This is a genomic window from Paenibacillus salivarius, from assembly GCF_051307165.1.
Lineage (GTDB): Bacteria > Bacillota > Bacilli > Paenibacillales > Paenibacillaceae > Fontibacillus.
The window spans coordinates 3,249,207-3,270,907 of sequence record NZ_CP195592.1 but is presented as its reverse complement, the minus strand read 5'-3'; the positions used below and the strand labels follow the sequence as shown (position 1 = coordinate 3,270,907).

30 protein-coding genes are annotated in these 21,701 nt (G+C 40.8%); 25 read left to right on the top strand and 5 right to left on the bottom strand.

Translation table 11 applies throughout. The features are described 5' to 3' along the window. Positions 1-15: 15 nt before the first annotated feature. The 3 genes from ACSFXJ_RS14885 to ACSFXJ_RS14875 form a co-directional block, all read right to left on the bottom strand. A complete protein-coding gene (locus ACSFXJ_RS14885) occupies positions 16-1,260 on the bottom strand; it encodes a hypothetical protein (RefSeq protein ID WP_435921125.1) in 1,245 nt (414 codons plus the stop codon). 13 nt (positions 1,261-1,273) lie between these two features. Continuing rightward, positions 1,274-1,834, bottom strand: coding sequence for a DUF2249 domain-containing protein (locus tag ACSFXJ_RS14880; protein WP_435921124.1), 561 nt, complete (start codon positions 1,832-1,834; stop codon positions 1,274-1,276). Positions 1,835-1,931: 97 nt separating this feature from the next. Continuing rightward, positions 1,932-2,921, bottom strand: coding sequence for a multicopper oxidase domain-containing protein (locus ACSFXJ_RS14875; protein ID WP_435921123.1), 990 nt, complete (start codon positions 2,919-2,921; stop codon positions 1,932-1,934). Positions 2,922-3,145: 224 nt separating this feature from the next. Here ACSFXJ_RS14875 and ACSFXJ_RS14870 point away from each other — a divergent pair, with 224 nt between their 5' ends. The 4 genes from ACSFXJ_RS14870 to ACSFXJ_RS14855 all read left to right on the top strand — a co-directional run bounded on the left by ACSFXJ_RS14870 (position 3,146) and on the right by ACSFXJ_RS14855 (position 5,880). Next, on the top strand, positions 3,146-3,772 hold the full coding sequence (locus tag ACSFXJ_RS14870) for an FMN-dependent NADH-azoreductase (protein WP_435921122.1): 627 nt from the start codon (positions 3,146-3,148) through the stop codon (positions 3,770-3,772). Between the two features lie 389 nt (positions 3,773-4,161). Continuing rightward, on the top strand, positions 4,162-4,518 hold the full coding sequence (locus ACSFXJ_RS14865; RefSeq protein ID WP_435921121.1) for a DUF3221 domain-containing protein: 357 nt from the start codon (positions 4,162-4,164) through the stop codon (positions 4,516-4,518). A 235-nt stretch (positions 4,519-4,753) separates the two neighbouring features. Continuing rightward, the gene (locus ACSFXJ_RS14860) at positions 4,754-5,164 is read left to right on the top strand and encodes a hypothetical protein (protein ID WP_435921120.1); all 411 of its coding nucleotides are present in this window, start codon (positions 4,754-4,756) and stop codon (positions 5,162-5,164) included. Positions 5,165-5,412: 248 nt separating this feature from the next. Continuing rightward, the gene (locus ACSFXJ_RS14855; protein ID WP_435921119.1) at positions 5,413-5,880 is read left to right on the top strand and encodes a DUF1871 family protein; all 468 of its coding nucleotides are present in this window, start codon (positions 5,413-5,415) and stop codon (positions 5,878-5,880) included. 298 nt (positions 5,881-6,178) lie between these two features. Here ACSFXJ_RS14855 and ACSFXJ_RS14850 read toward each other — a convergent pair whose 3' ends face one another. Next, positions 6,179-6,589 carry a hypothetical protein gene (locus ACSFXJ_RS14850; RefSeq protein ID WP_435921118.1) on the bottom strand — a complete coding sequence of 137 codons (411 nt, stop codon included), beginning with the start codon at positions 6,587-6,589 and terminating at the stop codon, positions 6,179-6,181. Next, entirely contained in the window at positions 6,573-7,049 is a 477-nt protein-coding gene (locus tag ACSFXJ_RS14845) for a MerR family transcriptional regulator (protein ID WP_435921117.1), read from the bottom strand. Before ACSFXJ_RS14845 ends, ACSFXJ_RS14850 begins: the two co-directional genes overlap by 17 nt. Positions 7,050-7,414: 365 nt before the next feature. On the opposite strand from ACSFXJ_RS14845, the gene ACSFXJ_RS14840 reads away from it, so the two are divergent. The 21 genes from ACSFXJ_RS14840 (at position 7,415) to ACSFXJ_RS14740 (ending at position 21,691) form a co-directional block, all read left to right on the top strand. Beyond that, entirely contained in the window at positions 7,415-9,028 is a 1,614-nt protein-coding gene (locus tag ACSFXJ_RS14840) for a xylulokinase (RefSeq protein WP_435921116.1), read from the top strand. A gap of 138 nt (positions 9,029-9,166) precedes the next feature. Further along, positions 9,167-9,616, top strand: a complete 450-nt coding sequence (locus ACSFXJ_RS14835) for a hypothetical protein (protein WP_435921115.1) — start codon at positions 9,167-9,169, stop codon at positions 9,614-9,616. A 57-nt stretch (positions 9,617-9,673) separates the two neighbouring features. Continuing rightward, the gene (locus ACSFXJ_RS14830; protein ID WP_435921114.1) at positions 9,674-10,240 is read left to right on the top strand and encodes a hypothetical protein; all 567 of its coding nucleotides are present in this window, start codon (positions 9,674-9,676) and stop codon (positions 10,238-10,240) included. 218 nt (positions 10,241-10,458) lie between these two features. Continuing rightward, complete coding sequence (locus ACSFXJ_RS14825; protein ID WP_435921113.1) at positions 10,459-10,887, top strand: NUDIX hydrolase; 429 nt, start codon at positions 10,459-10,461, stop codon at positions 10,885-10,887. A gap of 132 nt (positions 10,888-11,019) precedes the next feature. Then, a complete protein-coding gene (locus ACSFXJ_RS14820) occupies positions 11,020-11,526 on the top strand; it encodes a DinB family protein (protein ID WP_435921112.1) in 507 nt (168 codons plus the stop codon). A gap of 163 nt (positions 11,527-11,689) precedes the next feature. Then, entirely contained in the window at positions 11,690-11,938 is a 249-nt protein-coding gene (locus ACSFXJ_RS14815; RefSeq protein WP_435921111.1) for a hypothetical protein, read from the top strand. A gap of 52 nt (positions 11,939-11,990) precedes the next feature. After that, the gene (locus tag ACSFXJ_RS14810) at positions 11,991-13,046 is read left to right on the top strand and encodes an ankyrin repeat domain-containing protein (protein WP_435921110.1); all 1,056 of its coding nucleotides are present in this window, start codon (positions 11,991-11,993) and stop codon (positions 13,044-13,046) included. Between the two features lie 144 nt (positions 13,047-13,190). Continuing rightward, complete coding sequence (locus ACSFXJ_RS14805) at positions 13,191-13,547, top strand: VOC family protein (RefSeq protein WP_435921109.1); 357 nt, start codon at positions 13,191-13,193, stop codon at positions 13,545-13,547. Between the two features lie 141 nt (positions 13,548-13,688). Beyond that, the gene (locus ACSFXJ_RS14800; protein WP_435921108.1) at positions 13,689-14,246 is read left to right on the top strand and encodes a hypothetical protein; all 558 of its coding nucleotides are present in this window, start codon (positions 13,689-13,691) and stop codon (positions 14,244-14,246) included. Beyond that, positions 14,192-14,392, top strand: coding sequence for a GNAT family N-acetyltransferase (locus ACSFXJ_RS14795; RefSeq protein ID WP_435921107.1), 201 nt, complete (start codon positions 14,192-14,194; stop codon positions 14,390-14,392). The genes ACSFXJ_RS14800 and ACSFXJ_RS14795 overlap by 55 nt, the downstream gene beginning before the upstream one ends. 380 nt (positions 14,393-14,772) lie before the next feature. Next, positions 14,773-15,237, top strand: a complete 465-nt coding sequence (locus ACSFXJ_RS14790) for a VOC family protein (RefSeq protein ID WP_435921106.1) — start codon at positions 14,773-14,775, stop codon at positions 15,235-15,237. A 126-nt stretch (positions 15,238-15,363) separates the two neighbouring features. After that, a complete protein-coding gene (locus ACSFXJ_RS14785; RefSeq protein ID WP_435921105.1) occupies positions 15,364-15,792 on the top strand; it encodes a DUF1801 domain-containing protein in 429 nt (142 codons plus the stop codon). Positions 15,793-15,839: 47 nt separating this feature from the next. After that, positions 15,840-16,358, top strand: coding sequence for a GNAT family N-acetyltransferase (locus tag ACSFXJ_RS14780; RefSeq protein WP_435921104.1), 519 nt, complete (start codon positions 15,840-15,842; stop codon positions 16,356-16,358). A gap of 27 nt (positions 16,359-16,385) precedes the next feature. Continuing rightward, complete coding sequence (locus tag ACSFXJ_RS14775; RefSeq protein WP_435921103.1) at positions 16,386-16,772, top strand: VOC family protein; 387 nt, start codon at positions 16,386-16,388, stop codon at positions 16,770-16,772. A gap of 502 nt (positions 16,773-17,274) precedes the next feature. Then, entirely contained in the window at positions 17,275-17,763 is a 489-nt protein-coding gene (locus tag ACSFXJ_RS14770; RefSeq protein ID WP_435921102.1) for a DUF1572 family protein, read from the top strand. A gap of 8 nt (positions 17,764-17,771) precedes the next feature. Then, positions 17,772-18,188 carry a hypothetical protein gene (locus tag ACSFXJ_RS14765; protein WP_435921101.1) on the top strand — a complete coding sequence of 139 codons (417 nt, stop codon included), beginning with the start codon at positions 17,772-17,774 and terminating at the stop codon, positions 18,186-18,188. Between the two features lie 22 nt (positions 18,189-18,210). Further along, positions 18,211-18,885 (top strand): hypothetical protein, encoded by a 675-nt coding sequence (locus ACSFXJ_RS14760; RefSeq protein ID WP_435921100.1) that lies wholly within the window; start codon positions 18,211-18,213, stop codon positions 18,883-18,885. 37 nt (positions 18,886-18,922) lie between these two features. Then, on the top strand, positions 18,923-19,312 hold the full coding sequence (locus ACSFXJ_RS14755; RefSeq protein ID WP_435921099.1) for a hypothetical protein: 390 nt from the start codon (positions 18,923-18,925) through the stop codon (positions 19,310-19,312). Between the two features lie 12 nt (positions 19,313-19,324). Beyond that, complete coding sequence (locus tag ACSFXJ_RS14750) at positions 19,325-20,317, top strand: serine hydrolase domain-containing protein (RefSeq protein WP_435921098.1); 993 nt, start codon at positions 19,325-19,327, stop codon at positions 20,315-20,317. Between the two features lie 104 nt (positions 20,318-20,421). Further along, a complete protein-coding gene (locus ACSFXJ_RS14745; RefSeq protein ID WP_435921097.1) occupies positions 20,422-20,979 on the top strand; it encodes a pyridoxamine 5'-phosphate oxidase family protein in 558 nt (185 codons plus the stop codon). Positions 20,980-21,082: 103 nt separating this feature from the next. After that, complete coding sequence (locus tag ACSFXJ_RS14740) at positions 21,083-21,691, top strand: hypothetical protein (RefSeq protein ID WP_435921096.1); 609 nt, start codon at positions 21,083-21,085, stop codon at positions 21,689-21,691. Positions 21,692-21,701: the final 10 nt, after the last annotated feature.

Sequence of the window (21,701 nt, the reverse complement as noted above, 5' to 3'; positions counted from 1 at the left end):
ATGTAATGTTGCTTGTTATTTTGAAAAAACCAGGACAATCAGAGAAATATATGCCAGTGAAACGATGGAAAAAAAGGAGCCGGCGATCGCGATCATCAACGGCCAATTCAGCCCGATCCCGGCAAGAACCGCCAAGTTGGCGCAGGCGATCAAGAGCAGGCCGAGGTTTGCTTTTTTGTCGTTTAACAGATCGGCCATGACAGGCGTTCCCGGCTTTCCCACTTGTTTCCCGTACTTGTGGGTCCACCAGAGAAAGGGAACGATTTTTGATGCATAGCTTAAAATCATAAACGACACCCAGCCGTTCAAATAAACCCAGCCGATCATCAGCATTGTTTTTGTCGTCAGCAGCTGCTCGGGAGATCCCAGCAATTTGATCAGCATGGCGAAGGCAAACACGAGAAAAATCTGATTTCCGTAAATCGTCCAAGCGATACCGGCTCCGGGACTGCGTTTATGCCGTTTCTTGCGGATTTGCAGGAGATGGATGTTATAGCAGACCAGTGCAATCACCATCAGAGCGAGGGCTCCCCAAGTCACCCAAAGGGATGTCCCGAAAAGAAGCGATATCGTTCCGGCAATCACGCCGGCATTCCATAATAATAAAGTGACATATTGGAGCCGGGTGCTGTAATCATGGGACAAATAAAACATCGGCAGCAATTTATAGCTGAATCCCGTGATTAAAAGGCCGAACCAGCCGAGCGTGCCGAGCAGGATATGGGCTCCGAACACATTTTCATGCGCATCGCCAAGGAATCCCGTACCAAAGTCGATCCCCATGGACATACCGCTAATGCCTGTCATGAGCAGGTAGAACACGGCGCAGGCGGTACTGATCGTGATCGGATCCCATTTTCCCGCGCGAAGCAAGGTCATCGCCATATTCCAGACAAAGGCCACGATTCCGGCAAAGGCGAGGGTGGCAAAACCGGCTATCCAGGCGATTTCTCCTTGAATAAAGCCGAACAAGAGGCCGAAAAGGCCGAACGTAAACAGGAAGTAATGGGCGTATCCTAGCCGCCCGCTATAGATGTTGGATTGCAAAATTACGTTAATCAGCTGGTACACGGCTCCCATAGCCAGCATCGTCGCCCAGCCCAATACGAACAAGTGGACATGGAACCATCCGGTCGGTCCGCGTATCCCTTCGCCGATCCACCCGGTAAACGACATCAACGAAGTAGCATGGAAAAGTACGAACCCGAAAATTCCGGTGATGATGAACAGAAAGGGGAGACGGGAGATCGATGAATTCATGTTCATAACCCCCTTAAGCTTTGGTGATCGTGACTTTGGCCGATCCGTCCGGCTGCTCCTCCACCGTATAGGTGCACCCCAAATTGTTCAATTCTTCGATCAAAAATACCGGCACGCGGTCATTATGAATCTTGACCAGATCGCCCGGGCGGGAACGTTCAAGAGCGGCTAGCGTGCGGATCATCGGTTGAGGGGGCTCAAGGCCCCGATTGTCCAGTTCGATGACTTTCGGGCCTTCATCCTCCCGATCCGTGAGGCTGCGTTCACGCCGTGGCGCATCGGTCTTGGCTCCGTTTTCCTTATCGGATTCTTCCAGCCATTGTTTATTCTTTTTGCTTACGAATGTCGTAATCCAGTGTTCTTTGTCATCCTGCTGCTGCACGGACTTGCCGACATAGCCTTTCATCTTCAGAAAACCGAGCAACGGCGTCGGCTTAAAAGTCGCATGAAGCACAAAAATATCATCGGGACCCAGCGTTTTTACGGCATCCATAATGAGCTGAAAAGGCTCCAGCTTGTTACGAAGCTGCTCCCGGACATCGAGTTCTACGATTTTAGCGTCTTGTTTATTCATTGGAATTCACCTCTTGATTCCATTATAGATTGCGGTTTTAAGTTCCTTGTGATTTCTGTCACAGAATGGAACAGTCGGGTTCAAGGCACTATATTGATTAATGATTCATGGTTGGTTCATGATTGTCTTTTCCGTCCTTGGTTACTCGCAATATCGCGGTCGCTCCCTTGGAGGCGTCATTGAGCTGATGCGTCAAAATCGGGTAGTCTCCTTCCTCGGTTAGGGTAACTTCAACGACCGCCGAGCCGCCGGAAGGGAGCATGACCGTTTGCAGACCGTACAGCACATTTTTCGGATTCCCGTCGATATAAACCTGGTCCATCGTGGTTCCGACGACGTGGAAGGAAGAAACTTCGTTGGGTCCGACATTCGTGACATAGATCCGGACCGTATCCCCGACTTTGGCGAGCAGCGGGTGTTCTTTCAGGGTAAAATCGTTCCCGTTAAAGACGACATATTCCGGGTTTTCATTCAGAAAAGCCTCTTCATCATGCTCTCTGTACCATTCGCTCTGGACGATCGTATACTCCCTGTCCACCTTGGAATCGGACGGATAGCCGTTCTTGGGTTCGACGATAATCGTACCGTACATGCCGTTCGCCACATGCAACAGGACGGGGCTCGTACCGCAATGATACATGAATACGCCCGGTGTATTGGCCGGATAAGTAAAGGTTCCTTGCTCGTCCGGCATCACGTCGATGAATTTTTTGCTCGGCGCGGCATGTACCGCATGAAAATCCATGGAGTGAGGCATGTCGGGATCCATATTTTTTAAGGTAAAGTTCAATTGATCGCCTTCTTTCACGCGGACCACGGGGCCGGGAACCGTTCCGTTAAAAGTCCAAGCATTATAAAAGACGCCTTCCGATATTTCCACGTCCGTAACCTGGGCGGTCATTTCAATGTGGACGACTTTCCCTTCGCGCTTGATCACCGGATCGACGGGGGGCGTATTGATATGATGAGCCTCCTGCTCCGTATCCGTTGCTTGTTCTTCTTCACCGGCGGATGACGAATTCCAGACAGTGAAGAGGACAACCAGACATGATATGATAAAGAAGGCGGGCTTCGCATATTTCTTCATGATCCGCAGCACCTCGTTCTGATGGGTTTTGTATAACAAGCATATGAATTTTTTCACATGACTCTTGTGACGGAGAACACATTCTGTTCGTGGTTCGCTTTTTTGTAACATTTGGAGGGGCGTTTTAACGAATTTTATTTGACAGCAGGAGCAAAATTTTATACTATAACTAAGAAAGTATTAGAAAAAAAGTTAGTGGATATTATAGGAGGGAATCATACATCATGGCACACGTACTGTTTATTAAAGCAAACAACCGCCCGGCGGAACAATCGGTTACCGTCAAACTTTATGAAAGCTTCTTGAAAACTTACAAGGAAACTCATCCGGAAGACACGGTTACCGAATTGAATCTGTTTGAAGCAGATCTTCCATACTATGACAACGATATGCTGAACGGCCTGTTCAAGCTCGGAAAAGGGATCCCTGTAACTCCGGAAGAACAAAAAGCGGCCGATTTGGCAAACACGTACCTGGATCAATTCCTGGGCGCCGACAAAGTCGTTTTTGCCTTCCCGCTGTGGAACTTCACCATTCCGGCTCAATTGCTGACTTACATGTTCTACCTGAACCAAGCCGGCAAAACGTTCAAATACACCGAGAATGGTCCGGTTGGCCTCGTAGGCGACAAGAAAGTGGCGCTTTTGCAAGCTCGTGGCGGTGTTTACTCCGAAGCTCCAATGGCTGACGTGGAAATGTCGATGAAATATGTGAAGGCTTCGTTGGCATTCTGGGGCGTCACCAACCCGGAAACTGTCATCGTTGAAGGCCATAACCAATTCCCGGACCGTGCGGAACAAATCGTATCGGACGGCGTAAAACGTGCGGCTGACCTGGCTGCAAAATTCTAATTTAGACATCATTCATAGTTATCATTAAAATGAGGCCATTCTGCAGAGGTTGTTCTTACCTCCAGGGTGGCCTTTTTTGCGTATAAGTTAGTTGAGCAATCGCATGATCAGCCGTGGAATGTAGGCCACCAGATCGGATACCCATGTCACAACATTAGACCATTTCTCCATTTTTACTCTGCTGAATCTCATGACTCACCTCTTCGATATTTTTAAAATCGATCCGAAAAACCAATGATACCAGTTTGCATTCACAACTATATGAATATCCTACAATAAATACGTTTAAAACCCCATTCAGGTTTACTTTTTGTGAAACTTTTTGAATTGGGATGGAGTCTGTCTATATAAGCGGATATTTTCGCCGTGTGAAAAGAGGGAGGGAGATCATGAAGAAAAATTTGCTGTTTATCCTTTTTTTGTTTGTTATTGCGGGTGTTATGAGTACGGGGTGTTCATCATCTTTGGAAAGCTCCAAGGATGGCCCGTGGGATTACAGAGAAGGGTATGTTGTCGCCAAAGAGAATGGAAGAGTACTCGTGGTTCGGGATCAAGTCAGCGATTTTAGCGCCCCGCTCAACGATATATTGGAAAGTGCCGCTCCTAATGCCATGTGGATTTCGGTTAGTAAAGCCGACTTGAACGAAGTTGCCGTAGGAGACCACGTGGATATTCATTTTCCGAACGGCGTTGCCATCGATCAATCCTATCCGGCTCAGACGTCGGCCGAAATCAGCAAAAAGTAAGTTTCGAACAAAAAGAGGAAGGGCGGAGGGAATGAGGGATGAACTAACTGTTACCGGGCAGGAAGTACATTCCATTTTTTATCGCCTAGGCTTACATAATCATGAAATAAAGTTATAATTATGGATATCGAATAGGTTCGTGAATACTGGGCATATACGAGAATTTGCGACGTGCAGAGATATGGGAGTTATCTGAAATCCTCGCAAATAAGGAATGGAAGGAAGTACAAAACCAATGCATATTACAATTGAAGATAATAATCTAGTCTACATTTATTTAAAAGAGCAACAAAAATATGTAGAGAATTGTGGAGGAGAATCATCAGTTCAATGCTATCTAATTTATGACCAAAACGGAAATTGGATTGGTGTGAAGATTACGAATAAAGATACTGATGGCAACGTAATAACTCTGCCAAGAGTAGGTGCAATCGATTACCCAATTTATTCTGGCGAAGTTATCGAATTAGAAAACGAGATAATCTTAAGTTTTGAAAAAGATAAAGAAATCATGATGGTTAAAGAACAAGATTGCAATTTAGATATTCATCCTGATGGTATATTTGGGATTGAGATGATTCTTTGGACAGGAAACAACATTACTCAGAAAGAAATGGTTAAACCATTCATTAAGCGAGATATATAGGTGCGAGAGTAAATCGAAGAAGGCGAGGACTTCATCTAACACCGCATTCACGCATCGGGGCTAACGCCCCTCGGTCCGCAGGAAGCATTTGCATGGGAGCGGAATCAGCGGACAAACCTGCACTGGCTAAGTCTTCGACCCGGCGAACCGATCACTGCGCTAGATCGGCCGGCAGCTTAAGCCAGTGAGGGTTCGTGAATACAAGGACGTTATCAGAAACTGCCAAGAACCAAGTTGAGGGTACTGTGATGTCAAAAAAACAAATAATTACTGATTGGGATCCCCAGTGTTTAATGTCTCATGCACCTGACGATGAATATGATTTTGAATCAAAGTTAATAGAAGATTGCTTGTTAAGTATAGATGGGATTGATGGATTAACAAGGGTGATACAACAAGTATTTATTGAGCAATTCGGAGAAGACTTTATTAAAACAACAGAAGAATGCTTGAAGATCGCTGAACAGATAATTCTATCTAGAAACATATTCAAAGCAAAAATCAAAAATAAGAACTTATTTTTGATCGAAGGCAAACAATATAAATTTAGATTTGTTGACTCAGAAATTTCATTCAATAATATGATCGCTGAGGTAATGGAAACTCATTGGATTGATACAGATACCGGCAAAGTGTTTTTTTACATATACGTAATTGAACATGCTGAAGATTATTTGGTATCTGATGATGAAGTATTTGAAATCATTCAGAGCTAATTTAAGCAACTCAAAGAAGTAGCAGCATCTGATAACAATGTGTTCACGCATCGGCGGACAAGCCACCTCGGTCCCGGAAGATAAGTTGAGGAAGTGATTGCCGGGACACATCCGCACCACCCAACCGCATCGCGGCCGGACCTAAAGGTCCTTAGGGTGGTGGGACGTCGTGAACACGGGAAAGAAGGCAATCAAATCGCCTAACATCACATCCAACGCGGCGGGCTGAGACAATCACTGGCAGTGAAACCGCAGTTTAGTGCTTTAAACCTCCTACAGTTTGTGATGATTGACGTCCTTACTCTTTTTTCTTGATTCTTGTGCCGATTATAATGAAAGCGGCATAAATTAAGGTGGCAATCGAATCGATTAACGTATTCGTAAGTGCGGAAACATCATATAATGCGGTTACACCGAGAATGACCATCAGACGAATGAGCAGAAGTGACACAATCATCCACGCAGCAAACCGGATATTGGATTTCTCACTTTGAAATGACAGGATCATAAATACTATACCGAAAACCAGATTCTCAGCGGTAATAATGTGCCAGACATACGTAAATGTTATCCGTGTATCCAAGGCGATATCATTCACTAAGAGCGTCGGCAGTACAGCGGATTGCCCGTTCCATGCGTGCGTAACAGCAAAAAGTATTGCAAGAACGCCGGCAATCAAACAATAATAATTCTTAATTCTGATGTCCATCACAATCCTCCATAGTTAATTCAGGTTCCTTCTTGTGTATATCACGGTAAATCTCCCGAACGAACAGTGCCAATTGTTGGTCACTTTCATGATTAAAATCCCTTAGCGTTTTAACTGCAACGTCAAGCAACTGACTGACCTTTTCAAGATGTGCGATTTTCTTGCGTGTTTCTGCTTTCTTGGCATCAAGGAATTCAGCGACCTCCCGGAAATAAGCAGGATCTACACTCTGCATTCTGTGGAACTGAAACTTCCCCTTGATTTCTTCTAGAGAAAAGTCCGCATACTGCATGATTTGAATATTCATCAAATCGACGATGTCGTCCCTAGAATACCTGCGGTAAGAATTGTGTCCCCGAGACGGAGTTACGATTCCAATACGGTCATAATACCGGAGCGTATCCTTCGGAATATTAAGTATCCGTGAAACTTCATTTATAGAATATTGTTGTTTTTCCATACATTCACAATAACATTTGAGTAAACTCCAATGTCAACTCGTTTTTACTGTTTTTTTCACGGGTATTCATGCAATCCTTACAACTCTGCTGTCCGTTACTTCAACAAAGAATTAACAGTACAGTTAACAAAGCCGGAAGAAGAATACAAACCTTTATAAGATAATTCGTGGAGAGCATGTTACTTCAAATAACACCGTATTCACGCTTCCGGGCTATCGCCCCTTGGTTTTCAGATGTATAATCATGGAAGAAGCTTAGACAACAAACGCCCCAGCCTAAGATAAGAGCTATCTAAGGCTGGGGCGTTTCGCGAATACAAGAACGTTATAAGAAATTGCTGCATATAGAGAGGAGCAACGCAACTATGGATCAAAATATTAAACAAGCGGTAGTCAGGGGAGAAACCTCGCTTGGCATCGAATTTGGATCCACACAAATCAAGGCTGTACTGATTGATCACAATTTTGAAATTATTGCTTCTAGCAGCTATGGGTGGGAAAATCAATTGATCGGCGGTTATTGGACCTACGATCTCAATGAAGTGATTAGTGGGTTGCAAGAAACCTATCACCAATTAAAGCAAGAGGTTGAGAATAATTATGGCGTAACATTGCACAAAATTGGATCAATCGGATGTTCTGCCATGATGCAGGGCTATATCGCACTTGATCAGGCAGGGGAGCTATTGGCTCCATTCCGTACATGGCGCAATGCCACAACGGGTACTGCTGCAACGGAGTTAACCAAGAAGTTCCAGTTTAAAATTCCACAACGATGGACCATTGCACATTTGTATCAAGCGATTTTGGACGATGAAAAGCATGTCACCAACATAGATTACATTACTACTTTGTCAGGTTACATTCATTTGCTGTTGACTGATAGCAAGGCTCTTGGTGTAGGGGATGCCTCGGGTATGTTTCCAATCGATGTATCTGCACAGCAGTATAATGAAGATATGATTAAGAAGTTTGACAACTTAATTGCCGATAAAGGCTACCCGTGGATTCTTAAAGATATTTTACCTAAAGTTTATTCTGCCGGTGAACATGCTGGATATCTCAATGAAGCTGGTGCCCGACTCTTAGATCCATCAGGCAACTTGCAAACAGGTATTCCGCTATGTCCTCCAGAAGGCGATGCAGGAACAGGCATGGTCGCTAAGAATAGTGTTAAAAAGCGTACCGGCAACATTTCGGTAGGTACATCGATTTTTGCCATGTTTGTACTAGAGAAAGATTTATCCACCGTATACCCTGAGATTGATATCGTAACTACACCTGATGGCAGCCCTGTTGGAATGGTTCTTGCTAACAACTGCTCCAGCGATATTAATGCTTGGCTCAACTTGTTCAGCGAATTTTATGAAGCAATGGGGTTGAAAACCGATATGAACCAGTTATTCAGCGTCCTGTTTAACAAAGCGCTGGAAGCAGACGCTGATGGCGGCGGTTTGCTGAGTTATGGTTACTATTCAGGAGAGAACATTACAGGGCTTGCAAAAGGTCGTCCGATATTCGTTCGTTCTCCAGAAAGCCGCTTTAATCTAGCTAACTTTATGAGAGTACATTTGTTTACCGCGTTTGCTGCACTAAGGCTCGGGATGGATATTTTGACACAGAAGGAGCATGTAACAATTGACCATATTTTGGCGCATGGCGGATTGTTCAAAACGCCGCTTGTCGGTCAAAAAATATGTGCCGCAGCGCTGAATGTTCCTGTTTCGATCATGTCTACGGCTGGTGAGGGCGGCGCATGGGGGATGGCAATTTTGGCATCTTATATGGTTAATAAAGAGCAGCACGAGGGATTGGCTGATTACCTTGCCTCTAAAGTGTTCAATGACGCACAGGGACAAGAAATTTATCCTGACAGCGCAGATGTGAATGGCTTTGCCTTATTTATGGAGCGCTACACGGAAGGGCTGGCAATTGAGCAGGCAGCGGTAGATCATTTTGTAGAGAATTGGAAGAAATGATGTTTTCATGAATCAGTGGACAAGTCGCTTCGGTCCCGGAAGATAAGTCGGGGAAGGGCCATTGTGAATACGGGAATGTTTTATGAAATCCTCGACAATCACAATCTAATTACAAATACTCACGAATTGGAGTACAGAATGAATAAATTGATAGCTATATTAATATGCTTCCTTATATTTTTAGCAGGTTGCAGTACTACTCACCGTATAGAGACCGATTCAACCAAAGAATTAACAAAAGACTTGAAGGAGCTTTCTCCGTCAATCGGAAGAGTGCAATTTACATTTACTCGTCCAAACCTTTTTTGCAGAATTGATATGAGCAAAGAACCGAGTAAAGAAGAACTGGAATCGATTCTTACGGAAATTAAGAAATTTTCAACAATCGATAACTTGAATGAGATTGCTCGAAGTATCAAATGGGGATTGGAAATATCGAATATTTACCTTGATATTAATACTGATGAAGATAAAAAGACGATTGAACATGCCTATTACGCTAGGTATTTCAAGACATTCGACGCGAGTGACCACTCAGAAACAAACATTGAGGGTTACAAACTTTGGTATGAAAGAACCGAAGAATAATTATAAATAATCAGGGTACACGAATACAAGCAATTATTATTTAGCGGGGGTTCAAGAATGTCGATTACAATGCCTGAAACATTAGATAAACTTGTTCAATTGGATACAGAATTACGCAAAGACTATGGCCGGACGATCGACGATTACATAGGATTTTATATAACTTTTAATGACGATGAAGATAGATACTACTGTACTCCTAATGATTCGATCGTATTTGGAAGGACAGGGGTAGGTGGGGATCATTTTGCTTTTTATACGAATAAGGGGTCTATCATAGATTTAGAAGAAGCTCCGATTATTTTTATACAGCCGATGTCTTTTGGGAATGAAGTTAGTGTAGTTGCAAGAAATTTAAAGGATTTTTTATCTTTATTCATTAATCTAAGAGAACTTTATATTCTGGAACGCTTTAGATTTTATAAAAGTAAAAATGATTTTATTAATGAATATAACGAGAAGTATCTAACTGGGATAAATTCAAGAGAAAGTGACCTTAACTTTTTTATTGAGTTATTAAGAGAAAAGATAAAAGGGATTACAGAGATTATTAATGTGTATGAACACATTTCTGAGTTAAGAAATCAAATCATCTTGGAAATTGACGGAAAATGGGATGTTTAATATTTAGACTCCCTCTAAGATGGCTTGCACTTTCCCCTAACATAGTATTCATGCAGCGGAGCTATCGCCCCTTGATTATTAGATGTATAATCATGGAAGAAGCACAGACAACAAACGACTCAGCCTAAGATAAGAGCGATCTAAGGTTGGGTCGTTTCGTCAATACGGGGATGTTATCGGAAAATTCATGTATAGAAAAATATAGAGGAGAAATGTAAATGTCAACTAAACTAATTGGAGCTGCATCAGTTATATTTGATTCGGAAAAAAGGATATTATTAGTCAAACATAGTTATGGTAAAAACAATTGGGACTTACCGGGAGGCAAATCAGAAGATAATGAATCTGCACAGGAAACAGCTAAGAGAGAGGCGCTTGAAGAGATAGGGGTAGATATATCTGTAGAAGAATTAACCGGTGTTTATTACGATCCTAAATATGATATGCATCACTTTGTTTTTGTATCCTTAATTAACGACAATCAAACGCCGAAACCAAGCTCTCCGGAGATATTAGAATGTGGATTTTTTTCGATGGATGAACTACCCAAACCAATTAGTGATTTTACTTGTAATCGAATTAGAGACTCATTAAATAAGGAGAAAAATCTGTTTCACATCATCGGACCTAGAAAATGGATTGAATAGAATTAACACAGGGGAATTGGGGCAGCCGGATAATCAATCTTACTTTGGCTAAGTCTATTCGCCCCACACTAATGTGCTTAAGCTAGCGAGGGTTCATGAAAACAACAAAGAACTAAAGAAAGGGAGTATTCTATGGAGATTCAAGAAATTAATCACAATTTGAAAGTAACCAGAGATGAATTACTAGGAATTCTTAAAGAATTGAATCGAGATCAATTATACATGAAAAAAGACTCGGACAGTTGGAGTATCGGTCAGATATATCAACACCTCATAAAGACAGAAGAATTATTTGTTATAGCCATTAAAAAAGGGTTAAAAAGCAATGAGGATTCACTTATTGAGAATATACCCCTAGATTTTCTCCTGGATAGAAGTAAAAAGATTATAGCACCCGACATAGCTAAACCAACGGAAGAAATCATGGAATATCATGAGATCGTTGAAAAACTTAAACATTCAAGAGAGAAGTTACTTGCAATATTAAACACAATTGAAGACCCCTCAGTGCTCGGTAGGAGACATTTTATACATCCAGTTTTTAAAGAGATGTTATTAATCGAATGGATGAAAACACTCTACTTACATGAACAAAGACATATTAAACAGATTAATGAAATCATAGAAGAAACAAAGTAAGGCTTTATTTGAATCATTCATAGAAAAGGTGATTATATATGTCTGGCTTTACTAACTGTCTACAAATTTTTCCTAGTCCTGATATGAACAAACATCAAAATTCTATGAACGAATTGGGTTCAAAGCAGTATGTTACCTTAATTCCGAGGAGCCGCATATTTGTTTGTATAGAGATAGCATTGAGATCGTTCTAACGAAGTCAAATCAAGAAAGAATAGTTCCAAATCGAGAGATTCATGGATATGGCTATGATGCGTATTTTATTACCGATCATCAGGAGGAAATGGAGAAGGAGTTTAAAGAACTAGGCGTTAAGATAGTAAGAGCATTGACGACGACTGATTATAATAATAAGGAATTTGTATTTGAAGATATGGATAGAAGATGGATCGCTGTTGGAAAGAAACAATGATATAAAGCGCGAAAGATCAAGTCGAAGAATTAAACTCAAGGAGAAAGCACATATGGGCAAGAAGAAAAAAACCTTACCGAAAAATTTTGATGAACTCATTGATGCAGGCGATATATCAGCATTAAAAGAGGTATTTACCCAATGCGAATGGGATGCCCGTGGCGGTTACAATAAGTCAACAGCCTTGAGCTTTTACAATATACCGGATGAATTGGTTCGCTGGCTCGTGGAACAGGGTGCTGATATAAATGCTAAAGACAATTACGGAAGAACGGCTTTGCACAAACATGCAATGAGTTGGAACGGTAACACTGAACTGCTGCTTGATTTGGGTGCGGATCTAGAGGCCATTGATTATCAAAACGAGACACCGTTATTTGCCGCCGCAGGTTCCTTTAAACCCAAAGCGGTTCACACGTTGGTTACTAAAGGAGCAAATATCAGCGCAAAAAATAAAATGGGCCAGACTCCATTAGAAAAAGCTTTGAAATTGTGCAGAAATGCGGATATTGTGAATATGGCGGAGGTTGCCGTTATTTTGCTAAACGCTGGAACAACGATTACGCAGGAAATGAAGGACTCTATTGAACGAATCGGAAACGACTTTGAATTTCACAGAGAAGGATTTCATAAAGAAAATTTGAATCAAACCGATGAAGCACTTGTACGTCTATTTGAGCTGTTTGATGTTCCCCCAGTAGAGAAGCGAATGATGCACGACGGTACCTCTTCAATAACGGTATCAACAACGGGTTGGCAGGCACAACATGATGAACTCTGGAATTTACTAATTCCTTCAAAAGGACCTGCGAAAACCGTACAGGGTGAGGTTATCCGGATTACTGGAAAAGTGTCATACGAAATTTTGGATAATGGCGGTATAAACTGGGATGAACAATTTCGTAAGATGCTCAATAGTTTAATACATTATTTTAGCTTAGGTACACCATTAAATCCCGCTTTCCTTAAGGAGGCAGTAGCATTAGCGAAAGATCTTCACAACGGAAATGGTAATGATGAACCTGCGAGACTGTGCGAACTGGCAGTGCATTGGGTACTCGGCAATCCGAATCCTATTCCTTTGGAACAGCCTGACTATAAGCGATAAGCTAGGCTGACATATCAACGTATATAATAAGCTTTTTCGCAAATTCTGTCCCTTTTTCTAAGCACTTTCTAGCTAAGAATAAGGGATATTATTTTATTCATACAATGACATTTCCAATTCCAGTATTATTGGGGAGGGTTTGAAATGAAGGTGAAACGAATCGTGGCCAATATTCATTCAAAAGACGTAGAGAAGGCTAAATACTTCTACCAAGACGTATTAGGACTCGACTTAATGATGAATCATGGTTGGATCGCAACCTATGGATCAAAGGATGAAATGAACATTCAAATTAGCTTTGCGTCACAAGGAGGTTCAGGAACCGATACGCCTGATTTATCCATTGAAGTAGACGACATTGATGAAGCTTATAAACGAATGAAAGATGCGGGCTTCCAAATTGAATATGGACCAGTAGATGAACCATGGGGTGTGCGGAGATTCTATGTGCGGGATCCATTTAATAATATCGTTAATATTCTGGCGCATAACAACAATTAAATAATCCACATAAATGGATACACAGCTTATCAAGGAGGCGGTTCAATTGGTAACCATGACTCTTCGGACAGAAACTGAAAGGATAGCGCCTGCTCGTCCATAAACTGCGTGTTTCCTTCTTGATGAGGGCAACCAGTATACATGCAAGAATTTCAAATTATAAAAATGAATGATTTTTCAGATGGGACAGAAGCTAATATTAATAGTATGGTTCACCCGGAATTCCGCCGTTCAGGTGTATTTCGGAGATTATTGATAAGAGCGGCAGCGGATATGCAAATGCAGGGCATCCTTACCTGCCGTTTTAGAATCCATTCAAACTCCGAGCCCGGTCTTAATTGCATAAGACATTTAGGGGCTAGCTTTAGTACATTTGAATTCACCATGACTTTCAAGCGTGTTGAAGATACAAGATTATGTTTTGCAGACGTTATTTTGCGATTAGCTGAAGAGCAGGATTTTGAGTTTATGATTAAGTGTTCTTTTCAAGCTTTTGGTGATTCGGAGTCTTGGGCAAGAGAATATTTTAGCCATACTAAAGAGCCTTCACGCATTACTTATATTGCTATGGACAGTCTGACTCCAGTAGGGATGGTCAGAGTTAATTGTCTACAACTGAATACTGCCGTTATTCATGATTTTGTGTGCTTCCCGCCTTTCAGGGGAGAGGGATTGGTCGTGAATTTCTTACTAGATTAGTCAAGCTTTTGCAAGGCCAAGGATACTCTCAAATCCGTTTGAGCGTAGTTACTCAGAATAAACATGCATTAAGTCTTTATCAGTCAATGGGATTCGAAATTTCTGCCGAATCTCTATATTATGTGATCCCTACAAATAAAATATAAATTGATACCATAATAACTTTACAACCCAGCCTAAGAGGAGAGCTATCTAAGGCTGGGTCGTTTCATAAACTCTAGGTGTTAACTGAGTTCATATGCAATTCAGAAAGACGAAGGAGAATAGTAAATATTTAAACACTACATCGAGGAAAATATGTATTTGTCACTATTTGAGCCAACCGAGGCAGAATTATTGTTTAAAAGTAATTTTTGAGTTTGCATTCACGCTAGAGGCTATCGCCGTTTGGTTGTAGGATGTATAATCATGGAAGAAGCTCAGACAACAATTGACCCAGCCTAAGATAAGAGTTATCTAAGGCTGGGTCATTTTTTAAGTACAGCATTCGGAAGGGGTTCATTGAAAGATGAGGGAGGAAACGGATATGGGGGAAAATGGTGAAGTCAAAGTGGAGGAAAGACTGGAGGATATTACGGGTGTAACTTGTATTTACGTACCGGTAAATGATGTTTACGAGTCTGTGAAATGGTACCAAAAGAATTTGGGGTATCAACCTTCATCCAACGACCGCTTGGAGCCCGGGGTGGAGATGGCTGTTTTGAATTTACCTGATCGGAATGGAAATTTGCCAGTACCTGGTTTAAGGCAAGTCGTACCTGCTCTGTTCCTTCACAAATCGGGCGAGGAAGGCGGTCGATTAGGTTTCTCATGGACCTTGGACGGCGGAAAACCCCATGCAATGGCCTGTTTCATTACACCACGGATCACTGAGTTATTGGAACGTTTCAAGGAAAACGGAGTCAATATTTTAGGAGAACGGGTCACTAGCGGACCAAACATTACGTTTGCTGATCCTGACGGTAACGTGTGGGAAGTTTGGCAACCATAAGACTAGAGATTGATGCAAGATATCTAGTCATGAAAGAGGCTCGCAAAAAACGCCCCAGTCTAGGATGAAATCTATCTAGGGCTGGGGCTTTCGTGTACTAGCCGAGTTCATTAAGGGGGTGTATGAATGGCAATCAATAAAGATCAAACCTCAAAACAATTAAAAGATCAAGAACAAGTCGTAAAATTCATAAAAAATCTCAAGCATCCTCTGAAATCTGAGATCCAGTATGTAAGAGGGATCATAATTGAAACAAATAGTCAATTGGCAGAACACATCAAATGGAATGCGCCAAGCTATTATTTACATGGAGATGATCGAATAACTTTCAATTTACACGGGAAAGACGGGTTTCGGCTGATTTTTCATTGTGGTTCGAAAGTTACAGAGTACGCTAAAGGGGAACCACTCTTTGAAGATTCCACCAACCTCCTGGAATGGCTTGCCGGGGATAGGGCGATGATTAAATTCACATCGATGGATGATATAGAAGCCAAAAAAGAGCGCCTCAAACAAGTCGTTCATAAGTGGATTGAAGTTACAAAAGACATATAGTTATATAACATGGGATTTGTAAAATAAGATGATTTTGAGGGGATTCGATGAGTAAAGAAAATAAAGACATCCAGATTGATGTTCATAGGGCAACTGAAGATGAAAGTCAGATCATACTTGATCTTTGGAAAGGGTCTGCAAGGTGGATTCAATCCAAAGGGATCAATCAATGGAATCCGGATTCATTCAATATTAACCAAGTTCAGGAATGTTTTAATAATGGATTTGAAATTTATTTAGCGCGGTGGAATGAAGAAGTAGTAGGAACGCTATATATTTGTTGGTCAGATCCAGTTCTTTGGGAAGAACTTGATAATGATGAATCAGGGTATATTCATAGGTTTGCAGTAAGTAGAGACCATGTTGGGAATGGAATAGGAAAACAACTCATTCGTTGGGCGGAAGATTATATTCGAGATAGAGGTAAAAAGTTCATTAGGCTCGATTGTATGGCGGAGAATGCTAGATTAAATCAATATTATCTCGATGTCGGATATAAGCATATTCGATTCTTAGAATGGAAAAACGGATGGAAGATTAATTTATACGAGAAAAACGTTATCTAAATTAATGCGAACTGAAAGGAAGATAAAATGATGAATGCAAAGGTAAAACAGATTGAATGTGTTTATATTCCAATTACTGATCCATATGAGTCCGCAGAATGGTACCAAAGAAACCTGGGCCTTGAATTAAGAAACCCGGTTACAGATGATCAAGCGCAATTTAGGGTTGGAGAGCACCAAGCGATTTTTTTAATTAAAACGAAAGAGAAAACAACTCTGAACTATACCGAAATAGGTGGATTTGAAATGTCTGCAATTACGCTTGAAGTTACAAACATTGAAGAAATTTATAACAATATGAAATCAAATGATGTAAGAATTGAAGGGATTATAGACATAGAGGGGTGCGGGGATCTCTTTTACGTATTTGATCCTGACGGCAATAAGATATCCATATGGGGTGGATGGAAATAAATTCCGGAATGCTGCAAAGTCAGTAAGATGGGGAGATAAATCGATATTGATGGATTGGATAACTCCATGGCGATGCTTGAATCGTGCAGAAGAAGGTGCGATGAATTAAATCTGACTATCGATCTATACCATGATGAAATGGATAACTTTTCTATACCTCGTAAATATGATGCCATAATTATTCCGTGTGGTTCTTTCCAGTTAATCGAAGGACGGACTCAACTTACTTGAACAGAAAACAATGAGGTATGAAAAGTGGAAAGATGGAGTTTCAACACAAACCGATCTGCAAAGATTCCCGTTAAGTTGGTTGGTATGGGGTTTATGAATTTGAATTAATGCTTGAAAAAATAGGTTTTGAAGGGATCATCAAGTCGGCTGATTATAAGTTTAAGAAAGCACCTGTAAGAGAGCAGGACAGATGGTAACCTATGAAACTAAGAGGGCAGGGGATAGTAAAGAATTCTGGTGCTTCTCCTAACACGTTCAAGGAAGTGATTTTATGGACGAGATAAAAAACATATTAAAGGCAAAATATGAAGAAATTCAAAGAAGAATATTGTTGGTGCTCGAACAGTTGAATGATCAAGAAGTAAACTGGCGTCCAAATGAGACGAGCAACAGTATCGCAAATCTGATTATCCATATAAGTGCTAATATAAGTGAGCGCATCAGCAAAGGAATGAATCAAAAAGAATATCAAAGAAATCGGGATGCCGAATTTGAGGAAGTACATAAGACCAAGTTTGAATTGATCGAAATGTTGAATCAATCATTTTATGAATTAATAGAGACCATAGAAAATATGCGCGAAGAGCGCTTTTATGAAACACAAACGGTAAGGAACCGGGAGCGCACTCATTTAGATATGTTTATTCAGTGTGCTGCTCATTTTTCGGAGCATATGGGACAGATTCTTTACACTGGAAAGATACTGAAAGAGGATGCTTATATTAGCACATCGATCCCGAAAAGGAAAGCAGAATTATGAGGAATGAAATGGGTTCAATCATAGAGCGGATCGATTTAGCAGCAGCTCAAATGAATTATAAAGAAATTGAAAGGTTAATCAATGCAATGGATCTCAGCGATCAATTAGAAATACATAGCCTACTAAATAGCTCAACAATTAAAGCAATAACTAAAAATAAAAATGAGATCCATATCGATTCAAGTGTAAAGGAGCATATGATTTGGTTTTATTTTCATGGCTTATCCTGGTCGGATAAGATGCTGGATCAATTAATACAAATTTACAATGAAGAACATTATCTCGCTTTGGAAAGTATAGTTATACGTGCAATAAAAACAAATGAGGTCAAAATGAATCAAATAGACAGGATGGAAAGTGCTTTCAGCTCGAAGGAATTTCAAAAGCAAATTAAAAGCTGGAAGCAGAGAAATGGCTTAGCATAAGCATCGCCAGGAGGTAAAGGTTTTGAAAAAACGCATAGTTTTAATCTTACTCGCGGCTTTATTCGTGATATCCGCATCTTTGAATATTGTTCTATTTAACAAAGCCAAAAAATATGAAAGATACGAAACCGCAGTTGATTCCGCTCTTGGTTACTTTACTTCCGAGTATAGAATCGGGTCCATTCATAGATCATTACAGCACGCCGTATCGGACGGGAAATTGTACTTTGGCGAGCCCGGGAAATTCAATAATCCATATAGAAGCGATTTTAAAAAAGTAGGTAGTATGCATCGCGAATTAACCTTGTTGTATGGCCCCTTATTTTCATACGAGGATTATAATCAAATAAGTAGTATAGGAATAAATAACCTATTTAATATGTTTGAGGACTTTTCGATGTTTTTTGAAAATGTGGAGCAAGTATACTTGGATGCGAAGACGATCGATTCCGAAAGGCAATATATAAATCTCAACAATTTAAACGAGGAGGTTATTACCGGAATACAAATCATTGCGGAGATTACCGGAAAACTGGATTCGATAAGAAGCGGCAGCTATGAAAACAAAACCGGTAACGATAAAAAAGCATTAGAAGATTACATGAAAAATAGTGCAGCGTACTTTCATACAGAGGACGTCCAGAAAAAGGTGAAACTTGTGGAGAATATCAACAAAAAGTTAATGTCCCAACTTTAATAATAGTTGCAAATTTATGTTTGGAAGGTGATTCAGGGTGGATCCTAAAGAAATCTTGCCAATCTTCGGGAGACTGGAAGAGAACAGTATTCCATATGCCCTGGGTGGAAGTGGATTGCTATACTATTTAAATTTAATGGATAGTGCAAATGATTGGGATATTACGGTGGATTGTCCAAAGGACAAATTAATCAAAGCAATAGGTGGGTATGAATGGGAAGAGCGCAGCACTGGAGACTTTCCATTTGCAAGCAAGTATAGATTAAGTGTTTACGATTTGATGGGACGGAAAGAAAAGGCCGATTTAATTTTGAATTATCTAAACACGAATAAAGAAGTTGCAAATACCGAGGTTATACATGATTTAATACGGCAACTGGGTCAAACAAATAATCTGGCTCAGGAGCTTAAAAAGCTGATTTTATAAGAGGTGCAGTCTATGACGGAACAATTGGAAGACATACTAAAAACCTACAACGAGGAGAACTATTTATCCGGCAACCTATTTATTACAAAGGGCGGAAAAGAAATCTTCAGTAAGTCATTCGGCCAAGCGAGCGTTCAGCTCCATGTCCCTAATCACTTGAACACGAAATTTCATATTGCTTCTGTTACGAAAATGTTCATCGCTACCGCTGTCCTCAAACTGTATGAACAAGGCCTTATCGATTTGGAAAAACATCCCGGTTCATACGTTGAGAAATTTAAGGAACTTCACCCTAATATTAAAATCCATCATTTGTTAAGTCATTCGTCCGGAATTCATGATATATACGCGGTTCCTAATCTACGTTTCGAGATGAGTAAATTAAGAATTGAGAAACAGGACTTTGTGGATTATTTGATCCGGCTGCCTCAGGATTTTGCGCCGGGTGAACGGTGGGGATACAGCAGTACGGGGTATATCATTTTAGGATATATGTTGGAAGCAGTGACAGGGATGCAGTACGATCAAATTTTTGATGAATGGTTCTTTACGCCCTTAGCTATGAAATCGACCGGTATTGATCGTCCAAGGAAGATTAATGCCGATCGTGCATACGGACACGCTTTGGAAGACGGAAAAATAACCAATGCCGCTCATGATAGACTAAGTGAAATTGACGCGCCTGGAGAACTTTACTCTACGGTTCGTGATTTGGATGCTTGGTGTGCCGCCCTTTTTAATGGCAAGCTCCTGCAACAAGAAACCATGGAGAAGATGTTTTCACCATACTACACGACAACCTTTGATCCTCATTTGAATTATGGATATGGATGGTTTTTGGGGTCCGATTTTCGTTTGATTGGTGGAGGAACTCCGGGGTTCCGGTCTGAAATCTGGTATTATCCTGCGGATGATTTACGTATTATGATGTTATGGAATTATGAAAAGGTCGATTCGCATCAATTGTTACGTCTCATAAAGCCCGCAATATTTCACGGGATTTGAAAATCCTGGCCAAACCTTTGATGGAATTAGGATAATACGCCGCCCCAGCCTAAGATAAGTGCGATCTAAGCTGGGGTGTTTCTTAAATAAAAGGAGGTAGTGGCATGGGGAAAGTATTTGAAAGCATATTGCCGGAACACGAGAAATTTATCAAGGAACAGCATATGTTTTTTGTCGGAACCGCGGCAGCAAACGGGCATGTAAATATATCTCCGAAAGGACACGATGTATTTAGAATATTATCGCCCAACAAGGTCGCGTATCTTGATCTGACGGGAAGCGGCAACGAAACCAGTGCGCATTTGACGGAAAGCAATAGGATCACTTATATGTTTGTTTCATTTGTAGGAAAACCTTTAATATTAAGACTTTATGGAACCGGAAGAGTCGTGCTGCCTAATTCTGAGGAATGGAATGATATGGCCGGTTATTTTGAATTATATACGGGGTTTAGGCAAATCATTGTGTCGGACATCGATATCGTAAAAACCTCTTGCGGATTCAGTGTGCCGTTATATAACTATGAAGGGGATCGAGACACGCTCCTCAAATGGGCGACAAATAAAGGAGACGAAAAATTGGTGGAATATTGGAAGGAAAAGAATGCGGTAAGTATGGACGGATTCATTACACCACTAGGGAAAGAATTAAACGAGAAATAAGAAGCAAGAGGTTTTTTATGGCCATATGCATTGATTTTGAATTAGCTGAATTGAAAGGATCGGTTGCACATACCTTCCGAATACCAGAAAGGCGAGTACTTAGATGTCGAAAAAATACAAATTGATAATTCTTCTACTAATTATCACGTTGATTCTCTCAAATATCGTAACCTACACCAAATATAAGGAAATTAAGCATGCAGAAGAAACAACATTTTCTCTGTTGGTGAATCGATTTTATTTTTACGGAATATCGCTCCCTTATGAATCGATCCAAGTGGTGAACGAAAGGATGGCTAATGAATCCATAGATAAAGAAGGCGTAACCACCTGGCTTCATGAAATCATTTCCAATATGAGCGTGGCTGTCGAGACTTCATCCCTTGCGGCAAACCATTGGAACCTTACGATCGGGGATAAAAATCAATACGATGCAGTAATCGAAGTTTCTCGTTTTTTTGAGAGTATTCGGATGAATTTGGACGATATCCTAAAAACGGAAAAAGATTTTGCGGTGTGGAAGCAAGCCTGTACAGATTTAGAAGAAATACTGCAGATCCTGAAAAATAATACGGATGAACAAAAAATAGCAGGTAGCGATTATAACGAAATGAAAATGCACTGGAGTGAACTAATGGAAATGGTGCATGAAAAACACTCCAATTCGCGATTGCTTGAATCTTACTTCCGCATCTATTCCGATGTTAGTTAAGAACGTTTAT

Excerpts from the sequence above, each read along its gene's own strand:
- ACSFXJ_RS14885 (WP_435921125.1), bottom strand. The coding sequence starts at position 1,260 with ATGAATTCATCGATCTCCCGTCTCCCCTTTCTGTTCATCATCACCGGA.
- ACSFXJ_RS14880 (WP_435921124.1), bottom strand. The coding sequence starts at position 1,834 with ATGAATAAACAAGACGCTAAAATCGTAGAACTCGATGTCCGGGAGCAG.
- ACSFXJ_RS14875 (WP_435921123.1), bottom strand. The coding sequence starts at position 2,921 with ATGAAGAAATATGCGAAGCCCGCCTTCTTTATCATATCATGTCTGGTT.
- ACSFXJ_RS14870 (WP_435921122.1), top strand. The coding sequence starts at position 3,146 with ATGGCACACGTACTGTTTATTAAAGCAAACAACCGCCCGGCGGAACAA.
- ACSFXJ_RS14865 (WP_435921121.1), top strand. The coding sequence starts at position 4,162 with ATGAAGAAAAATTTGCTGTTTATCCTTTTTTTGTTTGTTATTGCGGGT.
- ACSFXJ_RS14860 (WP_435921120.1), top strand. The coding sequence starts at position 4,754 with ATGCATATTACAATTGAAGATAATAATCTAGTCTACATTTATTTAAAA.
- ACSFXJ_RS14855 (WP_435921119.1), top strand. The coding sequence starts at position 5,413 with ATGTCAAAAAAACAAATAATTACTGATTGGGATCCCCAGTGTTTAATG.
- ACSFXJ_RS14850 (WP_435921118.1), bottom strand. The coding sequence starts at position 6,589 with ATGGACATCAGAATTAAGAATTATTATTGTTTGATTGCCGGCGTTCTT.
- ACSFXJ_RS14845 (WP_435921117.1), bottom strand. The coding sequence starts at position 7,049 with ATGGAAAAACAACAATATTCTATAAATGAAGTTTCACGGATACTTAAT.
- ACSFXJ_RS14840 (WP_435921116.1), top strand. The coding sequence starts at position 7,415 with ATGGATCAAAATATTAAACAAGCGGTAGTCAGGGGAGAAACCTCGCTT.
- ACSFXJ_RS14835 (WP_435921115.1), top strand. The coding sequence starts at position 9,167 with ATGAATAAATTGATAGCTATATTAATATGCTTCCTTATATTTTTAGCA.
- ACSFXJ_RS14830 (WP_435921114.1), top strand. The coding sequence starts at position 9,674 with ATGTCGATTACAATGCCTGAAACATTAGATAAACTTGTTCAATTGGAT.
- ACSFXJ_RS14825 (WP_435921113.1), top strand. The coding sequence starts at position 10,459 with ATGTCAACTAAACTAATTGGAGCTGCATCAGTTATATTTGATTCGGAA.
- ACSFXJ_RS14820 (WP_435921112.1), top strand. The coding sequence starts at position 11,020 with ATGGAGATTCAAGAAATTAATCACAATTTGAAAGTAACCAGAGATGAA.
- ACSFXJ_RS14810 (WP_435921110.1), top strand. The coding sequence starts at position 11,991 with ATGGGCAAGAAGAAAAAAACCTTACCGAAAAATTTTGATGAACTCATT.
- ACSFXJ_RS14805 (WP_435921109.1), top strand. The coding sequence starts at position 13,191 with ATGAAGGTGAAACGAATCGTGGCCAATATTCATTCAAAAGACGTAGAG.
- ACSFXJ_RS14800 (WP_435921108.1), top strand. The coding sequence starts at position 13,689 with ATGCAAGAATTTCAAATTATAAAAATGAATGATTTTTCAGATGGGACA.
- ACSFXJ_RS14790 (WP_435921106.1), top strand. The coding sequence starts at position 14,773 with ATGGGGGAAAATGGTGAAGTCAAAGTGGAGGAAAGACTGGAGGATATT.
- ACSFXJ_RS14785 (WP_435921105.1), top strand. The coding sequence starts at position 15,364 with ATGGCAATCAATAAAGATCAAACCTCAAAACAATTAAAAGATCAAGAA.
- ACSFXJ_RS14780 (WP_435921104.1), top strand. The coding sequence starts at position 15,840 with ATGAGTAAAGAAAATAAAGACATCCAGATTGATGTTCATAGGGCAACT.
- ACSFXJ_RS14775 (WP_435921103.1), top strand. The coding sequence starts at position 16,386 with ATGATGAATGCAAAGGTAAAACAGATTGAATGTGTTTATATTCCAATT.
- ACSFXJ_RS14770 (WP_435921102.1), top strand. The coding sequence starts at position 17,275 with ATGGACGAGATAAAAAACATATTAAAGGCAAAATATGAAGAAATTCAA.
- ACSFXJ_RS14765 (WP_435921101.1), top strand. The coding sequence starts at position 17,772 with ATGGGTTCAATCATAGAGCGGATCGATTTAGCAGCAGCTCAAATGAAT.
- ACSFXJ_RS14750 (WP_435921098.1), top strand. The coding sequence starts at position 19,325 with ATGACGGAACAATTGGAAGACATACTAAAAACCTACAACGAGGAGAAC.
- ACSFXJ_RS14745 (WP_435921097.1), top strand. The coding sequence starts at position 20,422 with ATGGGGAAAGTATTTGAAAGCATATTGCCGGAACACGAGAAATTTATC.
- ACSFXJ_RS14740 (WP_435921096.1), top strand. The coding sequence starts at position 21,083 with ATGTCGAAAAAATACAAATTGATAATTCTTCTACTAATTATCACGTTG.